Origin of the sequence: Mycobacterium sp. 236(2023), assembly GCF_029623955.1 — a bacterium.
In the GTDB taxonomy this organism is placed as follows: Bacteria; Actinomycetota; Actinomycetes; order Mycobacteriales; family Mycobacteriaceae; genus Mycobacterium.
The window spans coordinates 1,251,132-1,272,734 of record NZ_JARSBP010000002.1; the positions used below are offsets into that span (position 1 = coordinate 1,251,132).

A 21,603-nucleotide genomic window follows, 5' to 3' on the forward strand; every position below is an offset into this window, starting at 1 on the left:
CCCGAAATTACGACAGTAGGCATGACTGTAAACAATCCGCGTGCCTCCGACAATCACCCGGCGACTGTTACTGTTGCCCTTACCGCAAGACAGAGGAGTCGCGCATGGCCGTGGTACTCGACAGCGTGAACGCCCGTCGGCAGGAACCCATGGCGGCCGTCCTCGAACGCCAGCGTGCTGCGTTCATCGCCGACGGCCCACCCGATGCGGCCTTGCGGCGCAATCGCATCGACCGGTTGACGGCCCTGGTGCTCGACAACGTCGACGACTTCGTCGACGCGATGGCCGCCGACTTCGGCACGAGGCCGCGGGCAGGCTCGCTGTTCACCGAGATCATGGGCATGATGTCGGTGATCGAGCACACCAGATCCCATGTGGCCCAGTGGATGCGCCCGAACCGGTTGATGCGCCCGGCCCGCGTCTTCGGGCTGCGCGCCGAAGTCGAACCGTCGCCGCTTGGCGTCATCGGGATCATCGGCCCCTGGAACTTCCCGTTGAACCTCGTCATCCTGCCCGCCGCGGCGGCCTTCGCCGCGGGCAACCGCGTGATGATCAAGATGTCGGAGGTCACGCCGCGCACCGCCGAGCTGATGGCATCGTTGGCGGCCGCTTACTTCACGCCGGCCGAACTGTCGGTGGTGACCGGGGGTGCCGATGTCGCAGCGGATTTCGCGGCGCTGCCGTTCGACCATCTGTTCTTCACCGGGTCGCCGTCGGTGGGTGCGCTGGTCCAGCAGGCTGCCGCACCCAACCTGGTCCCGGTGACGTTGGAACTGGGCGGGAAGAACCCTGTCGTCGTGTCCGGAAGCGCCGACGTCCTGCGCGCTGCCACCCGAATTGCGCAGGGCCGCATGATCAACGGCGGTCAGGTCTGCGTCTGTCCGGACTATGTGTTCGTTCCCGCCGCGCGGGTCGACGAGTTCGTCGGCACCGTCCGCGAGACCTGGCGAGCGATGTTCCCGTCGATCATCGCGAGCGACGATTACTGTTCGTCGGTCAACGAGGCCAACTTCGACCGCGTCGTCGGTCTCATCGAGGATGCGCGAGCCAAGGGCGCGCACGTCGAATCCGTCGGCCCGCCGGGGGAGAAGCTGCCCGACCGCGGCAGCCGCAAGATCGCTCCGACGATCGTGCAGGGGATCGACGACGACATGCTGCTGGCGTCCGAGGAGACGTTCGGTCCGGTCCTGACCGTGCGCCCCTACGAGCAGCTCACCGACGTCGTCGACTACGTCAACGCCCGCCCGTCGCCGTTGGTGGCGTACTGGTTCGGGCCCGACGACGACGAGTTCCGCAGCTTCGTCAGGACCACGCGCAGCGGCGGGGTGGCCCGCAATGACTTTGCCGCCCAGATGATTCCGTCATCGGCACCGTTCGGTGGCGTCGGCCGCAGCGGGATGGGCGCCTACCACGGAAAGGCGGGCTTCGACGCGTTCAGCCACCACCGCACCGTCGTCGGTTCAGATCTGCCGTTCACCATCACCGGTCGCGCGGCACCGCCGTTCACCCGGTCGATGCGGCTGACGACCACGCTGGCGCTGCGGATGGCGCACCGCCGCACGCAGAAAAGGCTCAGGACCCGCTGATGGCCTGTTCGCGCGCCCAGCGGTAGTCGGCCTTGCCTGCTGGGCTGCGCTCGATGACGGAGCGGAACACGACCGCCTTCGGCAGTTTGTAGCGGGCGATCACCGCCGACGCGTGCTCGATGAGCTCCTCCGCGGTCGCGGTGGCACCGTCGGCCAACGCGACCACGGCCACGACTTCCTGACCCCACCGCTCACTGGGCCTGCCGGCGACCACGACGTCGGCCACGGCCGGATGCGATGCGACGGCCGACTCCACCTCTTCGGCGAAAATCTTCTCGCCGCCGGAGTTGATGGTCACCGAATCGCGGCCGAGCAACTCGACCGCTCCGTCTTCGAGATGGCGCGCGCGGTCACCCGGCACGGAGTAGCGCACCCCGTCGATGACGGGGAACGTCGCCGCCGTCTTCGTCGCGTCGCCCTTGTAGCCGAGGGGGACATAGCCGCGCTGGGCGAGCCAGCCCATGCCGTCGTGCCCCGCTTCCAGGATCGTCGCGAGATCCTCTGCGGCGACGAACGTGTCGGGTCCCGCGGTGAACTTTCCGGTCGACACTGCACCGGGGGCCGACATGTGCGTCATCTGCGCGCCCGTCTCCGACGAGCCGACACCGTCGACGACCATCAGGTTCTGCTTGGCGTCGATGAGGCGCTGCTTGGCGGTCGGGGTGAGCTGCGCGCCGCCGTTGGCGACGACCGCCAGTGACGACAGGTCGGCGCTGGTGCGTTCGAACGCATCCGCCAGCGGGCGGGCCATCGCGTCGCCGACGACGGTGACCGCGAGCACCTTCTCGCGTTCGATGGTGGCGACGACGTCATCGACGTCGAGATGATCGACGACGGGGGAGAACACGACGGTCTGGCCGGTGTTCATCGCCGTGAACAGGGCCCACTGCGCGGCGCCGTGCATCAACGGCGGAAGCACCATGAGCTTCGTGCCCGGATTCTCGGCGCTGCGCTTGGCGATGTCGTCGTAGGACGTGGCGAGTTCCCCGGTGTAGAGGCTGCGGCCGCCGAACGAGGTCATGAAGATGTCGTGCTGGCGCCACAGCACCCCCTTGGGCATCCCCGTGGTGCCGCCCGTGTAGAGCACGTAGAGGTCGTCGGGCGACGGTTCGACGGGCGGAGCCTGCGCGGGACCCTCGGCCACGATCGATTCGTAATCGACTGCGCCGGGCAGCAATTCGTTACCGGATCCGTCGGCGATCTGGATCAGGACCTTCAAGTCGGGCAGGTCGGCGATGACCTCGGCCAGGCGCGGGGCGAACGCCGCGTGGTAGAGCAGCGCTGTCGCGCCGGCGTCGGACAGCAGATACTGCAGCTCGCTCTTGACGTAGCGGTAGTTCACGTTGAACGGTGCGACGCGGGCGCGCCAGGCGCCGAGCATGCCCTCGACGTACTCGGGGCCGTTGTGGGCGTAAATGCCGAGCAGGTCCTGGCCCACCTCGTGACCGGGCAGCTCCGAGCGTTCGGTGTGGCAGCCCAGGCCCTGCGCGTGAAGGAACGCTGCGAGGCGGTTCGACCGCTCGACGATCTGCGCGAAGGTGAACCGACGATCACCCTGGATGATGAACTCGCGCTCGCCGATCACTGCCGCGACGGCGTCGGCGGCGGCCGGGACGGTGAACTGAATCGACTCGTTCATGCGATGGACTCTAGACGGCCCCGCGGGACGAGTGGACAGTTGGGTGAAAGTTGTCTAGTCGCGCTCACGGCTTCCACGCTTCGAGCAGGTCATCGGTGGTCGTCACCGTGGCCAGCAGCGACAGGGTGTTGTCGACGACCGCCGTCGCGTAGGCGGTGGGGATGCCGGCCACGGCGTCGCGGGGGACGACGACGCGGTAGCCGGCGTTGACCGCGTCCATCACCAGGTTGGTGATCGCGACGTTGACCGAGACGCCGACGGCCACGATCGTCGTCACGCCGAGGTTGCGCAGGATCGCGTCGAGGTCGGTGCCGCCCATCGGGCCGAGGCCGTGCCAGCGGTAGAGCACGAGATCGCTTGGCTGCTGGTCGAGTTCGGGGACCAGCTGCGTCCCCGGACTGCCGGGCGTGATGTCGACACCGGACGCGCCGACGGCGAAGATCTTGGCGTTGTGGTTGGCGCCCAGTCCGTCCGCGCGGCGCTGCACGAGGCAGTGCACGACGGACGTGCCCGCGGCGCGCGCCACGGGCAACAGCCGCGCGATGTTCGGCAGCGCCTCCCGCCTGGCTTCGTCGGCCAGCACGGCCAACCCCGCGTCGGGGCCGACGACCGCACCCTGGCACTCCTGGGTGACGACCGCGGTGTGGCCGGGTGCCACCAGTTCGGCGAGCGGAATCCTCATGCCTTGACGGATTCCCCGACCGGGGGCACCTCGTAAAACTGCTGCGCCCACTTACGCATCGTCATGTAGGGCTTGGCGTCGATCTTCGCCAATGGCGGGTTCTCGACGTATTTCTGGTATCGCCAGATGTCGCAGTCCTCCCACACGGTCTTGAGGAACTGGCGCTCCACCTTGGCGCGGACGTCGTCTGGCGGGATGTCCGACGCTTCACCGGGAACCTTCGGCCACCAGATCGAATAGAACATGTCGGACACCTCGTCGTCGACGGGCGTGCACGCGAAGATCAGGCGGTGGTTCGAGGATCCCTCGAACGCGCTCATCGCGAAGCCGAGGCCCGAGAAGTGGCTATGGATCTTCAGCGCCATCTTGTCGGGGTCGTCACTGCGGGCGTCCGGCCATCCGGTCAGGAAGCGCCATTCCTCATCGACGTTCTCCCAGTGCAGGCACACGGGCGTGACGGAGGCGCCGTGCACGTAGCGGAAATGTGAGCTGTCGGGTCCGTTCTCGGCGACGATCTGCGGGTGCACCGGGATCGCGTCGGCCCGGCTGGAGAACTCGGGGTACGGCCGGTAGTAGGCGTTCGCGTCCGTCTCGAACTGCGGGAACTTGTGGAAGATGTCGGGAAGCTCCCACTGCGGTTCCTTTCCTTGGGGCTGGTACCACATGAAGACACAGCCGTATTGCTCCTTGACCGGGTAGGAGCGCAGCCGCAAACCTCGGTTGGGCCGGTCGGGCTGGTAGGGGATGTAGGTGTTGTTGCCCTCGGGGCCCCAGCGCCAGCCGTGGAACGGGCACTCGATGCAGTCGCCGACAACCTTGCCGCCGTGCCCGATGTGCGCGCCCAGGTGTTTGCAGTGCGCTTCCAGGACGTGCAGGGCTCCGGAGTCGTCCCGGTAGGCGGCCAGGTCTTCACCGAAGTACTTGAGCGCCTTGACGTCTCCGACTTCGTACTCGGCGGACCAGCCGATCATGAACCACCCGGTGACCTTCCACGTGAACGGCACTTTCATGGCGACTCCTTGTATGGGCTGCGGAGATATGGATGAGGTTACAGTAGAGGTTTCGAGAAATCGGCCGGTTGGTTCAGATGATGGATCCGGCGCCGATGACCTCCGCGCCGAACGCCTGGACGGACTCGACTGCTGCCGCCGGACACCTGCCGTCGGCGTGGATGACGGCCCACGTCGCGCCGCAGTCGGCGAGTTCGGCAAGCGTCTCCAGGGCGGCCGCCACTGCCGCGGCGTCGTCGGAGGCAAAAGGCGGGCATACGACCTGTACGTCGAGGGTGTCGGGATCTCGGCCCGCGTCCTCCATCCACGTCCGCAGCCGGCGGACCGAGCGGGCAAACTCGCGCGCGTTCTGGATGGTCGTTGTGCGCATGACGGTAGCGAGCTGTGCCGGCGCGATGATCGGCATCCACCCCGAGCCGTAGTCGACGACGCGACGCATGGCCGCCTCGCCGTTGCCGCCGATCCAGATCGGCGGATGGGGGCGCTGAGTCGGTCGTTGCGTCCAGACCGACCCGACGGCGGCGTACCCGGACCCGCTGACAGGAACCTCGGGGTCGACCCAGATGGACCACAGGGCGGCGAGCGCCTCGTCGAACAACGCTGCGCGACGGTCGAAATCGACGCCAAGAGCGGCGAACTCCGACCGCAGGTAGCCCGCGCCGAGCCCCGCGATGAGCCTGCCGCCGGACACCTGGTCGAGACTGGTCAGCGCCTTGGCGGCCAGATACGGATTGCGGTAGGGCAGCACATACAGGTTCGTCATCAGCCGCAGCGTCGACGTCACGCCCGCCATGAAACCCAACGCCGCGACCGGATCGAGCGTGTTGTGCCCGCCGTTGCTCCGCCATTTCACCGACGGCGCGGGGTGCTCGCTGAGCGCGACGGCATCGAAGCCCGCCGCCTCGGCGGCCACGGCAACGGCACGGATCGCGTCGGGGCGCAGGAACTCGTCGGTCGCGGCGGGAAGCTCGCTCGGGTACTCCAACGTGAATTTCATCGGCGCTCCAGACGGCGAAAGCGAGGACTCGGTGCCGAATGCACGCACCGTTTTCGGCGTTACTACTGTAATCATTACAGTATCGTTCGCCTATGGCCGAACAGACCTTCGACGCGATCGTTGTCGGAGCCGGGTTCTCCGGGCTCTACATGCTTCATCACCTGCGCGAACGCGGCCTGCGGGTCCGCGTCCTGGAAAAGGCGCACAACGTCGGCGGCACGTGGTTGTTCAACCGCTACCCGGGCGCGCGGTGCGACATCGAGAGCATCGAGTACTCGTACAGCTTCTCCGACGACATCCAGCAGGAGTGGGTGTGGACCGAGACGATGCCGGCCCAGCCCGAGATCGAGGCGTACCTCAACTTCGTCGCCGACCGACTCGACCTCCGCCGCGACATCGCGTTCAACACGAACGTCGTCGCGATGACCTTCGACGAGGACGCGTCGGTGTGGACGCTGACCACCGAGACGGGTGAGTCGTTCGTCGCACCGTTCGTCGTCGCCGCCACCGGGATCCTGTCGGTACCGCTGGAACCGACGATCCCCGGCATGGACACCTTCGGCGGAACGTCGCTGTTCACCAGCCGCTGGCCCGAAGGCGGCGTCGACCTGACCGGCCTGCGGGTCGGGGTGATCGGCACCGGGTCGACCGGCGTCCAGCTGATCCCCGTGGTGGCTCAGGAAGCGCGACAGCTCAAGGTGTTTCAGCGTTCTCCCGCTTACACGTTGCCGTGGGAGGTGCGGGCCTTCGAGCCGGGGGAGCTCGACGAGCTGAAGGCCCGGTACCCCGAGATTCGCGCCGCGCAGCGCGAGCATCCGGTCGGAGCCGCCCGGCTCAGCGCCTTCTCGGTCCTGCTCGAGATGCTCGTCAAGCCGCCGCTGAAGTCCGCGTCCCGCGAGGAACGGACCCGCGCCATCGACGAGGGCGGCATCATGGGCGCACTCAACTGGGGCGACCTGTTCTTCGACATCGAGGCCAACCAGATGGCGGCCGAACTCTACGGCGAGGCGGTGGCCCGTATCGTCGTCGACCCCGACACGGCGCGGGCACTGACACCGAGCCACCCGTTCGCGTGCAAACGGCCGATCATCGACCAGGGCTACTACGAGACCTACAACCGCGACAACGTCACGCTTGTGGACCTTCGCAGCGACCCGATCGTCTCGGTCCGCCCCACCGGCATCGAGACCGAGAGCGGTGTGCACGAGCTCGACGCCATCGTCTACGCAACGGGTTTCGATGCGATGACGGGTGCGTTGAGTCGCATCGACGTCCGAGGACGGGGCGGAGTGTCGCTCGGAGCGTTCTGGGCCGAAGAAGGCCCGTTGAGTTACCTCGGACTCGCGGTGGCCTCCTTCCCCAACCTGTTCACGATCCAGGGGCCGGGAAGCCCCTCGGCGGCATCGAACTTCGTCGCCGCACTGGAACAGAACGTGGAATGGATCGGTGCCTGCATCGCACATCTGCGCGGGCACGGCTACCGGACCATCGAGGCACTTCCCGAAGCCCAGGACGAATGGATCGAGCAGGCCACGGCCATCGTCGCGCCGACCGTGCTCGTCCACCCGTCGTGCAATTCCTGGTACAACGGCGGAAACGTCCCCGGGAAGAAACGGATGTACATGGGATACACGGCAGGCATTCCCGAGTACCGCAGGCGATGCGACGAGATCGCCGCCGGCGGATACACCGGATTCAAGCTCGCGTGAAGACCGCCGAGCGGGTCTGGCGGATCGGCAGCGACTTCGCGGGGGTGGTACCACGGGCCCACCGTGCCGTCACCGCAGCCGGCGAGTGGAACCCATTGTCGTGGAACGACCTTCGTCAACTCGGTGAAGTCGTGCTCGACGAGCTGGCACTGACCGGGATGACGTTGACGGCGCCGCCGCCCAAGCTCGAGCGGTCGGTGGCCTCCTGTGCAGCGGCGGCGTCGGAGCTCGGTGCGCTCGGTGTGGGCGGCGCGCATACCGAGCCGGACCCGCTTCATGTCGAGACCTTGCGGCGCCGGCGATTCGGGCGGCCTTCCTACGAGCAGGTGCGGTTCGAGCACGACCCCCGGCTGCCCGCATCGCTGGCGGCCGAAGGGTTCGGCGGTCCGTCGACCGCGGTCATGCATCTGTGCCGCACCGAAGATGCGGACAGACCGTGGCTGGTCTGGGTGCACGGGGCAGGGCAGGGGCAGCCGATCGATCTGTTGTTCTCCCGCGCGCGATGGCTTCAGGAGGAACTCGGGTTCAACGTCGCGTTGCCGGTCCAGCCCGGGTGCGGAGTGCGCGCCAACGCGTGGCCCGAGTACCCGAACATGGATCCGCTGGCCAATGTCGCAGGCATGATGCGCGTGGTGTCGGAGGTGCGTGCCGTCGTTCGGTGGTTGCGGCCGCAGGCCTGCGCGATCGCGGTGGCCGGGGTGTCGATGGGAAGCCCTGTGGCCGGAATGGTTTCGCATCTGGAGCCCGTCGACGCGGTCGCCGTCTATACACCGATCTTCGGCTTGAACGCGATGATCGCCGCGCACCTCGGCCGCTGGGGGCCGTCGGTGGACGAGACCGTCGAACTCCTGCGGTCCGACGCCGTCGAACAGGTGATGTCAGTCGTCGACTATCAGTCCGTCGCGCCGACGGCGCCGCCGGACCGGCGTCTCATCGTCGGCGCGACGCACGACCAGATGGCCGGGCGTGAGCCCGCAGACGTGCTCCACGAACGCTGGGGCGGTGAGCTGCATTGGCATCACGGCAGCCATGTCGGGCATCTGTTCGCGCCATCGGTGCAGGCGGCCTCGGAGAAACACCTCAGGGCTGTCAGCCAGACATCGACCCGTAGTCCCGGATGAGCCTCGCGCGCACCCCTGCCAGCTCGGCGGCCATGTCGTACGGGAACGCCTGCATGACCCACTGGTATGCGATACCGAGGACGGCGGCCCCGAAGTCGTTGACCGCGCGCTCGACGTCGACGTCGGGTCGCACGGATCCGTCGGCCACACCGGCCCGCAGTCCGGACTCGACGGTGTCGGCCGCGCGACGCAGCCACATCTGGATGTACGGATGCGCCTGCGACGTGGCCTTGGCGGCTTCGAACGTCAGCACGAAGATCGCCCGCAACAGCTCGCGGTCCTCGGCGTAGAGCAATGCGATCCGATCCAGGTGGGCGAGGGCCTGGCCGATTCCCGTGGAATCGGGATCCGGTGCCGGGGTCAACTTCTTCTCGTACTCGGCGGCGAACAGCGCCTCGAGGATCGCGTCCTTGCTGCCGTACCGGGCGTGCACCATGGCCCGGCTGTAGCCGGCCCGGCGACCGATCTCTGCGGCAGTCGTTGCCTCCCAGCCTTTTTCGCCGATCAGCGCCACAGCCGCCTCGAGAAGTTTGCGGCCTGAGATCTCCAGGCGCTGGGGCTGGGTCAGCCCCCTGGCGGGGGAAGGCACCCTTGCATATTAGCCGGACGACAACTAACTTAGTTGCGCATCGTCAAATAACTTCTGGAGGCCGGTGGTGCGCGAGCCCTGTGCCTGAGCTCACGTCCCGCGCGATCGCCGCGGCCGACGACATCGATGCGATGGAGGTGTTCGCGTGACCCGCAGTGCGCGCGAGGTGGTGGAGCTGTACAACCTCGTCGTCTGGAACGAGCGCGACTTCGCCCTGGCCGAAGAACTGCTCGGCGACAGCGTCATTCGCCACGACGTGGGGGAGTCGACCACGCTCACCCACGACGAGGCCGTCGCGCGCGTGGTCGATCACTGGGACCTGTTCGAGACGATCCGGTTCGACCTGAACCTCGTCGTCGCCGGTGACGACGACGAACACGTGGCGATCGTGTATCAATCACCGATGAAGCTCAAGGACGGCACCGAGACCACCGTCGGGAGCATGGAGATCTTCCGCGTCGTCGACGGCAGAATCACCGAAGTCTGGAATTGCGGCTACAAGCAAGGAGTCTGGGCGTGACACGCACATTGGACGAGCTGGGTTACTACCTGCTGGCCGGGGCCGGCGGCGAGGGGCCCGCCACCTTGATGGACGAAGCACGCCGGGGCGAGGAACTCGGCTTCGGCACCGGTTTCATCTCCGAGCGGTGGAACGTCAAAGAGGCGTCCTCGCTGACCGGGGCGGCACTCGCGGTCACCAGCCGCATGCAGATCGCGACGGCCGCGACCAACCACAACACGCGCCATCCGCTGATCACCGGATCGTGGGCCACCACCATGCACCGGCTCTCGGGCGGACGCTTCACCCTGGGACTCGGCCGCGGTATTGCCGCCATGTACAACGCTTTTGGCGTGCCCGCGGTGACGACGGCGCAGATGGAAGACTTCGCGCAGGTCATGCGCAAGCTCTGGCACGGCGAGCTGATCTTCAACCACGACGGTCCGATCGGCAAGTACCAGGTGCTCTTCCTCGACCCCGAGTTCCGTGAGGACATCCGGCTGGCGATCGTCGCGTTCGGCCCGCAGACGCTCGCGCTCGGCGGCCGCGAGTTCGACGACGTCATCCTGCACACCTATTTCACGCCGGAGACGTTGCAGCGTGCGGTCAAGACGGTCAAGGACGCCGCCGAGCAGGCCGGCCGCGACCCCGCCAGCGTGCGGGTGTGGTCGTGCTTCGCCACCGTCGGCGATCACCTGCCCGAGGAACTGCGGCTGAAGAAGACCGTGGCCCGGCTGGCGACCTATCTGCAGGGCTACGGCGAGCTCCTGGTCAACACGAACGGCTGGGATCCCGCTGTGCTGCAGCGCTTCCGTGACGACAAGGTCGTGCAGTCGGTCCCCGGCGGCATCGACCACAAGGCGACTGCCGAGCAGATCGAGCACATCGCCACGCTGATCCCCGACGAGTGGCTGGAGCCATCGGCCACCGGTTCGGCGCAGCAGTGCGTCGACCGCGTGCGCAAGGAATTCGACTACGGGGCCGATGCCGTCATCATGCACGGCGCGACGCCCGACGAACTCGAACCGATCATCGCCGCCTACCGCGCCAGCGAGTAGTGATTTCGGCGTGCTGAGTCGCGCTGAGCGCGACCAGGCACGCCGAAATCACAAGGGGGCTAGGGCGTGATGGTCGTTCGGGTCACCGGTTCCGCGGCGGCCTGGCGGCTGTAGAGCCCTCGCTCCAGCGCATCGATCAGCACGTCGCGGGTCTCCTGCGGGTGGATCAGATCATCGAAGCCAAGGTGGCCCGCCGAGCGGAACGACGCATCCACCTCGGCCTGGCGCAGCTTGGCCTCGATGTCCTCGGTGGCGTGCGACGCCTTGCTCAGTGCGGCGGCGCTCATCGCACCCATCGTCGCCCCGGGGAACGCGAACGTCGCGCTCTGGTTGTCGAAGCCGAGCAGCGACATGACCATCGACCCGAAGCCGTACGCCTTGCGAATCGTCACATGCAGTTTCAGCGTGGTCGCCGCGGTCTGCGCCGCGAACATCCTTGCGCCACTGCGCAACACGCCCGTCTTCTCCGACCGGCTCCCCGGCAGCATGCCCGGGTTGTCGGCGAGGAACACGATCGGCAGATGGAAGGCGTCGGCGACCTGGATGAAATGGGCTGCCTTGTCGGCGGCGTCGGCGTCGATGGACCCGGCGAGCACGTTGGGCTGGTTGGCCACCACCGCGACCGGATGACCGCCGAGATGGGCGAGCGCGGTGATCATGGCCTTGCCGAACTTCGGCTGCACCTCGAACCAGTCGGTGTCGTCGAAGACGACGTCGAGCACGGCGCGCATGTCGTAGACCTGGCGGTTACCCCGGGGCACGATCTCCAGCAGCTCGGGCGTGGATCGGCGTGCGGTGGCTTCGCTCGCCGGTGCCGACGCCGGATACGACCATGCACTGGACGGGAAGTACGACAGGTAGCGCCGGATGTCGTCGAGGACCGCGACGTCGTCCTGGCCGAAGTTGTGGATGACGCCGCTGGCCAGCGCGACCGACGGCCCGCCGAGGTCTTCTTTCGAAATCTCCTCGCCGGTGGACTCTTTGACGACCGGGGGACCGGCGGTGAAGATGGCGCCCTGGTTGGTCATGATCGTCCAGTCGCACACCGGCGCGACGAGGGCCCCGTGCCCGGCTGAGGGCCCGAACAAGCCGCCGACGGTCGGAACCTTGCCGGAGCACTGCGCCTGAGCCAGCAGGTCGGTGGGCGTGCGGCCGTAATGCTCGCCGCTGGGCCGGAACCCCGCGCCCTCCAGCAGCATGACCATCGGCACCCGGTCGCGCAGCGCGAGCTCGGCGAGGCGATACCGCTTGGCGTTGCCGCCGGGGCCGATGCTGCCGGCCAGCGTCGTGAAGTCCTCGGCACCGATCATCACGGGCCTGCCGTCGACCAGTCCCGAACCGGCGACGATCCCGTCGGCGGCGATATCCCCGCCGACGAGGGTGCCGAACTCCCGGAACGAACCCTTGTCCAGCAGATGGGCGATGCGTCCGCGAGCGTCGAGCTTGCCCTTCCCGTGGTGCTTGGCGAGCCGCTCGTCGCCGCCCATCGCCCGGGAAACGCCGCGGCGGCGAGCGAGTTCGTCAAGTGTCTCGGCCCAGTCCTCGGGTTTGGCCATGCGCTGACTCCTGTCCTCGGCGACGTACGAAGCCGCGCAACGTCGTCTTTGGCGTGCGGCGCGTCGCAACGTTGACCTTACTGAATTGCTTACTGTAGCTTCATTCAACATGGGTGCGGGAGGCGGCCTCAAGGTCGATGCTGCCGTCGTCAGTCAACTGTCCCATGTTCCCGAGGGCGCGAGAAGGCTCGAGGACCGCGGCTACGACGGTTGCTGGACGGCGGAGATCAACCATGACCCGTTCCTGCCGTTGGCACTGGCAGCCGAGCACACCAGTCGCATCGAACTGGGCACCAGCATCGCGGTCGCCTTCGCGCGCAACCCGATGACCGTGGCCCAGATCGGGTGGGACCTGCAGGACTACTCGCAGGGCCGGTTCCTGTTGGGTTTGGGTTCGCAGATCAAGCCGCACATCGAGAAACGGTTCAGCATGCCGTGGGGCAAGCCGGTCGCGCGGATGCGGGAGTTCGTGGCTGCGCTGCACGAGATCTGGGGTTGCTGGCGCGACGGGACGCGGCTGCAGTTCGACGGCGAGTTCTACACCCACACCCTGATGACGCCGATGTTCGTGCCGCAGCCACACCCCTACGGTGATCCGAAGGTGTTCCTCGCCGCCGTCGGCGACAAGATGACCGAGATGTGCGGCGAGGTCGCCGACGGTCTTCTCGCCCATGCATTCTCGACACAGCGGTACTTCAGCGAAGTCACCATCCCGACGCTGACGCGCGGCATCGAGCGTGCCGGGCGTCAGCGAACCGATGTCGAGGTGGCCAGCCCGCTGTTCGTCGTGACCGGCCGCGACGAGCAGGAGTTGGCGCAGGCCTCGACGGCCACCCGCAAGCAGATCGCGTTCTACGCATCCACACCCGCGTATCGCAGCGTGCTTGAACTGCACGGCTGGGGTGACCTGCAGACCGAGCTGCACCGGCTCTCCCGCGAGGGTCAGTGGGACACGATGGGGACGCTGATCGACGACACGATGCTCGGTAAGTTCGCCGTCGTCGCGCCCGTCGAGGAAGTCGTGCACAAGATCCGGACCCGCTGCGACGGACTGATCGACCGTGTGCTGGTGGGCTTTCCGTCATCGATCGACGAGGCGACGGTTGTCGACCTGGTATCCGAATTGAGGAGCTGACATGACCGTCCGAATCGCCGACGAAGCGGGCAAGGTCTTCGCCGACCCCACGGCCTACGCCGACGAGGCGCGACTGCATGCGGCGATGACGCACCTGCGGGCGCATGCTCCGGTGTCCTGGGTGGAAGCCGAGGGCTACAACCCGTTCTGGGCGATCACCAAGCACGCCGACATCATGGCCATCGAACGCGACAACCTCGTCTTCACCAACTATCCGCGTCCGGTGCTCACGACGGCCGAAGGCGACGCGCAGCACGAAGCCATGGGTATCAGCACGCTGATCCACATGGACGATCCGCAGCACCGCAAGGTCAGGGCGATCGGCGCGGACTGGTTCCGCCCGAAGGCCATGCGGGCGTTGAAGGTTCGCGTCGACGAGCTGGCCAAGACGTTCGTCGACCAGATGGCCGACCGGGGCGGCGAGTGCGACTTCGTCCAGGAGGTCGCTGTCAACTTCCCGCTCTTCGTGATCATGTCGCTGCTCGGCATCCCGGAATCCGACTTCCCGCGCATGCTGACCTACACCCAGGAACTGTTCGGCAACGACGACGCCGAGCTTCAGCGCGGGGCCACGATGGAAGAGCGCGGGCTGGCGCTGTTCGACATGTTCACGTACTTCAACGAGATCACCGCCTCGCGGCGGGCCACACCGACCGAGGACCTTGCGTCGGCGATCGCGAACGCGCGCATCGACGGCGAACCGCTCTCGGACATCGACACCGTGTCCTACTACCTGATCGTGGCCACGGCAGGCCACGACACCACCAGTGCGACGATCTCGGGCGGACTGCAGGCGCTCGCCGAGAACCCCGATCAGCTGCAACGCCTCCAGCAGAACCCGGACCTGCTCCCGCTGGCGGTCGAGGAGATGATCCGCTGGGTGACGCCCGTCAAGGAATTCATGCGAACGGCCCAGCAGGACACCGTGGTTCGCGGTGTGCCGATCTCAGCGGGGGAGTCGGTGCTGCTGGCCTACCCGTCGGGCAACCGCGACGAGGACATTTTCACCGATCCGTTCCGGTTCGACGTCGGCCGCGACCCCAACAAGCATGTCGCGTTCGGCTACGGTGTGCACTTCTGTCTCGGTGCCGCGCTGGCACGCATGGAGATCAACAGCTTCTACGCCGAACTGCTGCCCCGGCTGAAGTCGGTGGAGTTGGCCGGCAGGCCCGAGCACACCGCGACGATCTTCGTCGGTGGGCTCAAGCACCTGCCGATCCGCTACTCGCTCAAGGCCTGACGACCCCGGTCTACTTCTGCGCCGCGGTGGCAGCGCTCATCTGCTCCTGCCAATTCTTGGCCGCGTCACCGGTTTTCGGGTTGTGCGACAGCGCCTGGATGGTGACGTCGTGACCTTCGGCAGCCTTGCGTAGGGCCCCGACCGTCGCCTGCTCCTTCGGGATGTGCGTGAACGGGTCCCAGTGGTACCAGCGCATCGCGTTCTCGTAGGTCATCTTGTTGGTCTCGTCATCGGTCACGTTGTGGGCCTTGAGAACTGCGTCGAGTTCCTCGGGCGCGTTGGGCCACATCGAATCCGAGTGCGGGTAGTCTGCTTCCCAGCAGATGTTGTCGATGCCGATCTCGTTGCGCAGCGCCACTCCGACCGGGTCGGAGATGAAACAGGTCAGGAAGTGATCGCGGAACACCTCTGACGGCTTCTGCTTGCCGAAGTCCTGGCCCGTCCACGTCGAATGCATCTCATAGGTGCGGTCGGCGCGCTCGAGGAAGTAGGGGATCCAGCCCGTGCCACCCTCCGACAGCGCGATCTTGAGGTCCTTGTATTTCTTGATGGGCTTGGACCACAACAGATCCGCGGCAGCCTGCACGATGTTCATCGGCTGCAGCGTGATCATCACGTCCATCGGGGCATCCGGGGCGGTGATGGCCAACTTGCCCGAGGAACCGATATGCACATTCATCACGGTGTCGGTGTCGACGAGCGCCTTCCAGACCGGGTCCCAGTACTCGTCGTGGAAGCTCGGGTAACCCATCGCGGCAGGGTTCTCGGAGAAGGTCAGCGCGTGCACGCCGCGTTCGGCGTTACGGCGGATCTCCTTGGCGCAGGCCTCGGCGTCCCAGATGACGGGCAGCGTCATCGGGATGAAGCGCGCCGGGTAGGCCCCGCACCACTCCTCGACGTGCCAGTCGTTGTAGGCCTGCAGCAGCGCCAGGGAGAACTCGGGATCCTCGGTGGCGAACAGGCGACCGGCGAAACCGGGGAACGACGGGAAGCACACCGAACCGAGGATGCCGCCGGCGTTCATGTCCTTGACCCGCTCGTCGACCTTCCAGCAGCCCGGCCGGATCTCGTCGAGGCCCTGCGGCTCCAGCCCGTATTCCTCTTTGGGCCTGCCCGCGACCGCGTTGAGGGCCACGTTCGGGATCACGACGTCGCGGAACTGCCAAGTGTCGGAACCATCCTCGTTGTGCACCAGGCGCGGCGCCTCGTCGAGATACTTCTTCGGCAGGTGGTTCTTGAACATGTCGGGCGGCTCGACCACGTGGTCGTCAACGCTGATCAGGATCATGTCGTCTTTGTTCATCGCAGTCCCGTCCTGTGGATGCTTACCGTATGGCCGACAGTTTAGCGTGGACGTGACGACAGCCTTAATGAACGACGGTGTCCAACGACTCATCCCTGGTCTCGCGCATGATCAGCACCGCGATGAATGTCAGCGACGCCGCGGCGAGCAGGTAGACGCCGACCCACGAGACGCCGTAGGTGGTCGCCAGCCACGTCGCGATGAACGGAGCGACGGCTGCGCCGAGAATGCTCGACGCGTTGTAGGAGATGCCGGATCCCGTGTAGCGCACATTGGTCGGGAACAGTTCGGGCAGTACGGCGCTCATCGGGGCGAAAGTGAAGCCCATCAACGTCATTCCGATGATGAGGAACACCAGCATGGTGCCGTAGGAGGTGTCGCCGTCACCGAGCAGCGGCGCGAACAGCCCGCCGTACACCATGATCCCAGCCGTCACGACCAGGAGCAGACGTCGCCGTCCGAACTTGTCGGCGAGAAGACCCGACAGCGGAAGGGCGCCCGCGAAGAACAGCACCGCGATGAGCTGCATCTGGAGGAAGTCGACATACGCGAACCCGAGGCCCTTGCCTTCCGGCGGCAACTTAGCGGTGCCGAAGCTCAGGGCCCATGTCGTGACGATGTAGAACAGCGTGTACGTCGCGAGCATCACGAACGTGCCGATGATCAGCTGCCGCCAGCTGGTCCGGAAGACTTCGGTCACAGGCGTTTTCACCTTCTCGCCCCGCTCCACTGCGCGGGTGAACACCGGTGTCTCCATGATCCGTAGTCGCACGTAGAGGCCGATCGCGACCATCACGGCGCTCAGCAGGAACGGAACACGCCAGCCCCACGTCAGGAACGTGCCGTCCAGGTCGGGCTTCACGTTGCTGTGGCCCAGCAGCAGGATGAGGGTGATGAAGAGGCCGTTGGCGAGAAGGAATCCGAACGGTGCGCCGAGCTGCGGCCACATCGCCGCCCACCCGCGGCGGCCCGGTTTGGCGGTCTCGGTGGCCAGCAGCGCCGCGCCGCTCCATTCGCCGCCGAGCGCGAGGCCCTGGCAGAACCGCATCAACGCGAGCAGGGCCGGGGCGAGGATGCCCACCTGCGAATACGTCGGCAGTAGACCGATCGCGAACGTCGCGATCCCCATCAGCAGCAGCGAGGCGACGAGCGTGGTCTTGCGCCCGGCGCGATCACCGAAATGGCCGAACAGGATCGAGCCCAGCGGACGGGCGACGAACGCGAGTCCGAAGGTGGCCAGCGACGCCAGCAGCGCGGTGGTCGAGTCGCTCTTCGGAAAGAACAGATGGGGGAAGACCGATACGGCCGCCGTCGCATAGATGTAGAAGTCGTAGAACTCGATGGTGGTTCCGACCATCGAGGCGGTGACGATGCGCCGACGGGGGACACCCGCGACGAGATCACCGTTCGTCACTTCGCTGCTGATGATGCACCTCCCGTTTTCGGTAAACGGCCATCATGACAGCGTTGGCCCCGTCGTCGTGGCGGCGCGCCCAGATCGCGTCAGTCGGCGCGTTGGTACAGGGCGCGCACGGTGTCGATCGTGTCGGCGTCAGCGGCGCTCTTGTCGTCGCGGTAGCGCAGCACCCGGGCGAAGCGCAGCGCCATGCCGCCCGGGTACCGCGTCGACGTCTGCAAACCGTCGAACGCGATCTCGACGACCTGCTCGGGCCGTACCGTGACGACGTAACCGTCGGTCGCCGAGTCCGCCAGTTCCAGGAACCGTTCCGTCTGCCACGCCAGCATCTCGTCGGTCATGCCCTTGAACGTCTTGCCCAGCATCACCAAGCCGCCGCTGTCGGGATCGCGAGCACCGAGGTGGATGTTCGACAGCTTCCCGGTGCGCCGTCCCGACCCCCACTCGACGGCGAGCACGACAAGGTCGAGGGTGTGGACGGGCTTGACTTTCAGCCAGCCGGCGCCACGGCGGCCCGCCTCGTACGGCGCTGTCGTCGACTTGGCCATCACGCCCTCGTGCCCGGCGGCCAGCGTGTCACCGAGAAACGCTTGGGCGGCAGCACCATCGGAGGTCACGAGGCGATCCACCCGCTGCGCCTCGGGCACGATCGCGTCGAGCTTCGCGATGCGTTCGTCTGCGGGGAGATCAAGCAGGTCGACGCCGTCCACGTGGAGCAGATCGAAGAAGAACACCGACAACCTCTGTGTTTGCTCGCTTGTGTTTCCGCCGCGACGGCCGAAGCGCGACGCGGTGATCTGGAAACGGTGCGGACGCCCGTCGGGCTTCAGCGCGATCGCCTCGGCGTCGGCGATGAGCTCGGTGACAGGAAGGGCCAGCGTCGCGTCGACCACCTCGGGCAGGCGGGCGGTGACGTCGTCGAGGCTACGGGTGAAGATCGACACCTCATCGCCGCGGCGGTGAATCTGAACGCGCGCCCCGTCGAGCTTCGCCTCGAACATCGCTGTGCCGCCGAGTCGTTCGAGCGCATCCGTGACGCTCGTCGCGGTCTGGGCGAGCATCGGACCGACCGGCTGGCCCGCCCGAAGCGTGAACTGCGAGAGCGCCGATTCACCGTCCGCGAGTGCGGCCGCCGCCACGGCGGGCAGGTCGCCACCGAGCATCGCGGCCCGCCGGACAGCGGCGGCAGGCAGACCCACCGCCTTCGCAACCGCGTCGGCCATGACGCCGACCAGGGCACCCTGGCGCAGCTCGCCGGTGAGCAGGCGGCGCAGGAACGTCTGCTCGACGGCGGTCGCCGCGCTGAAGAGCCCGGACAGCAGCTCTGCGCGGCGCGCCTGGGATCCCCTCCCCGACGTCGCCCCGATCTCGCTGAAGAGAGCGTCGACACCGTCGACGGTCAGCGTGGCGGACGCGGCGGCGTCCGGGACGGAGCGCAGCGACGCATAGCCCACCCCGATCTGGCGTTGCGTCAGCTCGCCGGACAGCCACGTCACCACGACCGGGATGTCGTCGAAACCTGCCAGCCGCAGAAGCTCGGCGATACGGGCGATCTTCGCCAACCTCGACGACGACGCCGCCACGTCCCGCGATGCCTGGGCGACCTCCGTCAACAGCACGACATCACCCTGGCACGAGCCACCGACATCACCTGACGGCGAAAGTGATCGAATGCCATCCGGTGGCGCCGTCGGGGACCGGGTCGGCCCGGTCGGGTGTCTGCGTGTAGCCGGAGTTGTCCGTCGCGCGCACGGTGATCTTGTGCAGGCCGGGGTCCCGCGCCTCCCACGGGATGCTCCACAGCCGCCAGGTGTCGCCGGAATAGCTGTCGCCCAGCGACGCCTGCTGCCACTCACCGTCGTCGATCTGCACCTCGACGCTGCGCACCCCGCGGTTCTGCGCCCACGCCACGCCGCCGAACGTGACCGGACCGACGGCGACATCCGCGCCGCTGCGTGGCACATCGATGCGCGACTCGGTCTTGATCGGGCCGCGGGCCGACCAGCCCAGTCGCGTCCAGTAGGCCTGGGCGCGATCGAACCGGGTCAGCTCCAGATCCGTCACCCACTTCGTCGCCGACACGTAGCCGTACAGGCCGGGCACGACAAGCCGGGCCGGGTAGCCGTGCTCGATGGGAAGTGGCTCGCCGTTCATGCCGATCGCGAGAATCGCGTCCTCGCCGGTGAGCGCCTCGACCGGCGTACCTGCCGTCCAGCCGTCGACCGACATCGACAGCACCATGTCGGCATCGGCCTGCACGCCGGCCTCGGCGAGCAGATCCTTGACGCGGTAGCCGGTCCACACGGCATTCGAAATGAGGTCGCCGCCAACGGGATTGGACACACACGTCAGCGTGACCACCTTCTCGACGACCTCGAACCGATCCAGGTCCTCGTAGCGGAACGTCACTTCGCGGTCGACCAACCCGTGAATCCGCAGCGCCCAGTCGGTTCGGCTCACCTGCGGCACGGTCAGCGCAGTGTCGATGCGGTAGAAGGCGTCGTTGCCGGTGACAAATGACGGCAGCGCAACACCTTTGGGTTGCACCGCGTCCGGGATCGGGGGAGCGGTCACATCCGCCCGGGGCAGCGCGAACTGCTGCCGGTCGCCCGACACCGACGACGTCAAACGGCTGATCACGACCCCGGCCACGCCGCTCGCCACGCCGGCCCCGAGCAGGCCCAGCGTCACCAGCGACCGCCGCCTGCCCTGATCGGTGTCGGTGTCGCTGCTCGTGGGGTCGGACAAGCGGCCGGACACCAGCAGCCGCAGCACCGCCACGCCGCACGCGGCACCGACCACCGTGGGTACGACGTCGACGAGAGTCGCCCCCGCCCGCGACAGCACCGCGGCGCAGCCCAGCCCTCCTGCCGCCACGACCAGCAGGCTGCCCAACGGTCTGCGCCGGGTCTCCAGTATTCCCGCCACCGCCGCGACGGCGGCGATCGTGAGCAGCACCATGACGCTCAGGAAGAGTTTGTCGGCGGTGCCGAACGTCTGGATGGCCCATTCCTTGACGGGCCCCGGTGTCAGCTCGATCACCGACGATCCGACGGCGGTGCGCACATCAGCTTCGGGGCCGAACGCTGCACCGACGAGCTGCGCGACGCCGACGGCCACGGTGGCCGCGGCGATGCCGGCCAGCGCTTTGGCGCTCATCGAGGTCATGCAGCCAAAGTACCGCCGGAGCGAACCCGAAAGCCTTACCGAAATATGTCATCGGCTAGGTTGCAGGTGGGCTTTACACATCGACCACTTATTGGAAAGTTTGCGAAAGGCAGGCAGATGGAGATCGAGGGCAAGAAGGCCATCGTCGTCGGTGGGGCATCGGGCTTCGGGCGGGCAACCGCGGAAGCGCTGGCCAAGCGCGGCGCGAGCGTGGCGATCCTGGACCGCCCCCAATCCAAGGGCAAGGAAGTCGCCGACCAGATCGGCGGCGCGTTCCACGAAATCGACGTCACCGATTTCGACGGCACCGAGTCGGTCATCAATGCGGCCGTCGAAGGTCTGGGCGGACTGCACATCGCCGTCACGACTGCCGGTGGCGGCGTCGGTGAGCGGACCATCAAGAAGGACGGCCCACACGCGCTGGACAGCTTCCGTAAGACGGTGGACCTCAACCTGATCGGCACGTTCAACGTCAGCAGGTTGGCGGCGTGGCACATGTCGAAGAACGATCCGGTCGACGACGAAGCCGAAGAGCGTGGCGTCATCATCAACACCTCCTCGATCGCCGCGTTCGAAGGACAGATCGGCCAGGTGGCCTACACCGCGACCAAGGCCGCCGTCGCCGGGATGTGCCTGACGATGGCACGAGACCTGGGCAGCTTGGGAATTCGGGCGCTCGCCATCGCGCCGAGCCTGTTCGCCACCGGCCTGACCGAGGGCATTCCGGACGAGTTCGCGTCCGTGCTCACCAAGGACGCCGCGTTCCCGAAGCGTCTCGGCAAGCCCGAGGAGTACGCGAAGCTCGCGCTGGCCATCGTCGAGAACCCGATGCTCAACGGCCAGTGCCTGCGCCTGGACGCCGGGCAGCGATTCGCCCCGAAGTAGCCGCGATTT

The 21,603-nt window shown here is 67.1% G+C and carries 18 protein-coding genes; 8 read left to right on the plus strand and 10 right to left on the minus strand.

Translation table 11 applies throughout. From position 1 onward, the window contains the following. Positions 1-104 precede the first annotated feature (104 nt). Positions 105-1,586, plus strand: coding sequence for a coniferyl aldehyde dehydrogenase (locus tag P9A17_RS08500; RefSeq protein WP_278038107.1), 1,482 nt, complete (start codon positions 105-107; stop codon positions 1,584-1,586). On the opposite strand, the gene P9A17_RS08505 is transcribed toward P9A17_RS08500, so the two are convergent. From P9A17_RS08505 to P9A17_RS08520, 4 genes are all read right to left on the minus strand, one after another. Next, complete coding sequence (locus P9A17_RS08505; protein ID WP_278038108.1) at positions 1,573-3,225, minus strand: acyl-CoA synthetase; 1,653 nt, start codon at positions 3,223-3,225, stop codon at positions 1,573-1,575. The genes P9A17_RS08500 and P9A17_RS08505 overlap by 14 nt on opposite strands. A gap of 64 nt (positions 3,226-3,289) precedes the next feature. Then, positions 3,290-3,907 carry a cysteine hydrolase gene (locus P9A17_RS08510; RefSeq protein WP_278038109.1) on the minus strand — a complete coding sequence of 206 codons (618 nt, stop codon included), beginning with the start codon at positions 3,905-3,907 and terminating at the stop codon, positions 3,290-3,292. Further along, positions 3,904-4,917: a Rieske 2Fe-2S domain-containing protein gene (locus P9A17_RS08515; RefSeq protein ID WP_278038110.1), complete on the minus strand. Its 1,014-nt coding sequence runs from the start codon at positions 4,915-4,917 to the stop codon at positions 3,904-3,906. The genes P9A17_RS08510 and P9A17_RS08515 overlap by 4 nt, the downstream gene beginning before the upstream one ends. A 73-nt stretch (positions 4,918-4,990) precedes the next feature. Beyond that, positions 4,991-5,914, minus strand: a complete 924-nt coding sequence (locus P9A17_RS08520) for an LLM class F420-dependent oxidoreductase (RefSeq protein WP_278038111.1) — start codon at positions 5,912-5,914, stop codon at positions 4,991-4,993. A gap of 92 nt (positions 5,915-6,006) precedes the next feature. Here P9A17_RS08520 and P9A17_RS08525 point away from each other — a divergent pair, with 92 nt between their 5' ends. Both P9A17_RS08525 and P9A17_RS08530 read left to right on the plus strand, forming a co-directional pair. Then, positions 6,007-7,623 carry an NAD(P)/FAD-dependent oxidoreductase gene (locus P9A17_RS08525; RefSeq protein ID WP_278038112.1) on the plus strand — a complete coding sequence of 539 codons (1,617 nt, stop codon included), beginning with the start codon at positions 6,007-6,009 and terminating at the stop codon, positions 7,621-7,623. After that, positions 7,620-8,744, plus strand: a complete 1,125-nt coding sequence (locus P9A17_RS08530) for an alpha/beta hydrolase (protein ID WP_278038113.1) — start codon at positions 7,620-7,622, stop codon at positions 8,742-8,744. Before P9A17_RS08525 ends, P9A17_RS08530 begins: the two co-directional genes overlap by 4 nt. Here P9A17_RS08530 and P9A17_RS08535 read toward each other — a convergent pair. Then, positions 8,713-9,333 carry a TetR/AcrR family transcriptional regulator gene (locus P9A17_RS08535; RefSeq protein WP_278038114.1) on the minus strand — a complete coding sequence of 207 codons (621 nt, stop codon included), beginning with the start codon at positions 9,331-9,333 and terminating at the stop codon, positions 8,713-8,715. The genes P9A17_RS08530 and P9A17_RS08535 overlap by 32 nt on opposite strands. Before the next feature lie 145 nt (positions 9,334-9,478). Here P9A17_RS08535 and P9A17_RS08540 point away from each other — a divergent pair, with 145 nt between their 5' ends. Together P9A17_RS08540 and P9A17_RS08545 are read left to right on the plus strand one after the other, a co-directional pair. Further along, positions 9,479-9,853 (plus strand): nuclear transport factor 2 family protein, encoded by a 375-nt coding sequence (locus P9A17_RS08540; protein WP_278038115.1) that lies wholly within the window; start codon positions 9,479-9,481, stop codon positions 9,851-9,853. Next, on the plus strand, positions 9,850-10,890 hold the full coding sequence (locus P9A17_RS08545) for a TIGR03857 family LLM class F420-dependent oxidoreductase (RefSeq protein WP_278038116.1): 1,041 nt from the start codon (positions 9,850-9,852) through the stop codon (positions 10,888-10,890). The genes P9A17_RS08540 and P9A17_RS08545 overlap by 4 nt, the downstream gene beginning before the upstream one ends. A gap of 59 nt (positions 10,891-10,949) precedes the next feature. Here P9A17_RS08545 and P9A17_RS08550 read toward each other — a convergent pair whose 3' ends face one another. Continuing rightward, a complete protein-coding gene (locus P9A17_RS08550) occupies positions 10,950-12,446 on the minus strand; it encodes a carboxyl transferase domain-containing protein (RefSeq protein ID WP_278038117.1) in 1,497 nt (498 codons plus the stop codon). A 109-nt stretch (positions 12,447-12,555) separates the two neighbouring features. On the opposite strand from P9A17_RS08550, the gene P9A17_RS08555 reads away from it, so the two are divergent. Both P9A17_RS08555 and P9A17_RS08560 read left to right on the plus strand, forming a co-directional pair. Further along, positions 12,556-13,581: an LLM class F420-dependent oxidoreductase gene (locus tag P9A17_RS08555; protein ID WP_278038118.1), complete on the plus strand. Its 1,026-nt coding sequence runs from the start codon at positions 12,556-12,558 to the stop codon at positions 13,579-13,581. Between the two features lies 1 nt (position 13,582). Next, on the plus strand, positions 13,583-14,821 hold the full coding sequence (locus P9A17_RS08560; protein WP_278038119.1) for a cytochrome P450: 1,239 nt from the start codon (positions 13,583-13,585) through the stop codon (positions 14,819-14,821). 10 nt (positions 14,822-14,831) lie between these two features. Here the strand turns inward: P9A17_RS08560 and P9A17_RS08565 are convergent, their stop codons facing one another. From P9A17_RS08565 to P9A17_RS08580, 4 genes are all read right to left on the minus strand, one after another. Beyond that, complete coding sequence (locus tag P9A17_RS08565; RefSeq protein ID WP_278038120.1) at positions 14,832-16,124, minus strand: amidohydrolase family protein; 1,293 nt, start codon at positions 16,122-16,124, stop codon at positions 14,832-14,834. 64 nt (positions 16,125-16,188) lie between these two features. After that, positions 16,189-17,550 carry an MFS transporter gene (locus P9A17_RS08570; RefSeq protein ID WP_278038659.1) on the minus strand — a complete coding sequence of 454 codons (1,362 nt, stop codon included), beginning with the start codon at positions 17,548-17,550 and terminating at the stop codon, positions 16,189-16,191. 77 nt (positions 17,551-17,627) lie between these two features. Continuing rightward, positions 17,628-19,160: an ATP-dependent DNA ligase gene (locus P9A17_RS08575; protein ID WP_278038121.1), complete on the minus strand. Its 1,533-nt coding sequence runs from the start codon at positions 19,158-19,160 to the stop codon at positions 17,628-17,630. Between the two features lie 28 nt (positions 19,161-19,188). Then, positions 19,189-20,709, minus strand: coding sequence for a molybdopterin-dependent oxidoreductase (locus tag P9A17_RS08580; protein ID WP_278038122.1), 1,521 nt, complete (start codon positions 20,707-20,709; stop codon positions 19,189-19,191). A gap of 117 nt (positions 20,710-20,826) precedes the next feature. Between P9A17_RS08580 and P9A17_RS08585 the strand changes: the two genes are divergently transcribed. Further along, positions 20,827-21,594 (plus strand): SDR family NAD(P)-dependent oxidoreductase, encoded by a 768-nt coding sequence (locus P9A17_RS08585; RefSeq protein ID WP_278038123.1) that lies wholly within the window; start codon positions 20,827-20,829, stop codon positions 21,592-21,594. Positions 21,595-21,603: the final 9 nt, after the last annotated feature.

Bases quoted from the DNA above. Each gene is read 5' to 3' on its own strand.
- P9A17_RS08500 (WP_278038107.1), top strand. From the start codon at position 105: ATGGCCGTGGTACTCGACAGCGTGAACGCCCGTCGGCAGGAACCCATG.
- P9A17_RS08505 (WP_278038108.1), bottom strand. From the start codon at position 3,225: ATGAACGAGTCGATTCAGTTCACCGTCCCGGCCGCCGCCGACGCCGTC.
- P9A17_RS08510 (WP_278038109.1), bottom strand. From the start codon at position 3,907: ATGAGGATTCCGCTCGCCGAACTGGTGGCACCCGGCCACACCGCGGTC.
- P9A17_RS08515 (WP_278038110.1), bottom strand. From the start codon at position 4,917: ATGAAAGTGCCGTTCACGTGGAAGGTCACCGGGTGGTTCATGATCGGC.
- P9A17_RS08520 (WP_278038111.1), bottom strand. From the start codon at position 5,914: ATGAAATTCACGTTGGAGTACCCGAGCGAGCTTCCCGCCGCGACCGAC.
- P9A17_RS08525 (WP_278038112.1), top strand. From the start codon at position 6,007: ATGGCCGAACAGACCTTCGACGCGATCGTTGTCGGAGCCGGGTTCTCC.
- P9A17_RS08550 (WP_278038117.1), bottom strand. From the start codon at position 12,446: ATGGCCAAACCCGAGGACTGGGCCGAGACACTTGACGAACTCGCTCGC.
- P9A17_RS08555 (WP_278038118.1), top strand. From the start codon at position 12,556: ATGGGTGCGGGAGGCGGCCTCAAGGTCGATGCTGCCGTCGTCAGTCAA.
- P9A17_RS08560 (WP_278038119.1), top strand. From the start codon at position 13,583: ATGACCGTCCGAATCGCCGACGAAGCGGGCAAGGTCTTCGCCGACCCC.
- P9A17_RS08565 (WP_278038120.1), bottom strand. From the start codon at position 16,124: ATGAACAAAGACGACATGATCCTGATCAGCGTTGACGACCACGTGGTC.
- P9A17_RS08580 (WP_278038122.1), bottom strand. From the start codon at position 20,709: ATGACCTCGATGAGCGCCAAAGCGCTGGCCGGCATCGCCGCGGCCACC.
- P9A17_RS08585 (WP_278038123.1), top strand. From the start codon at position 20,827: ATGGAGATCGAGGGCAAGAAGGCCATCGTCGTCGGTGGGGCATCGGGC.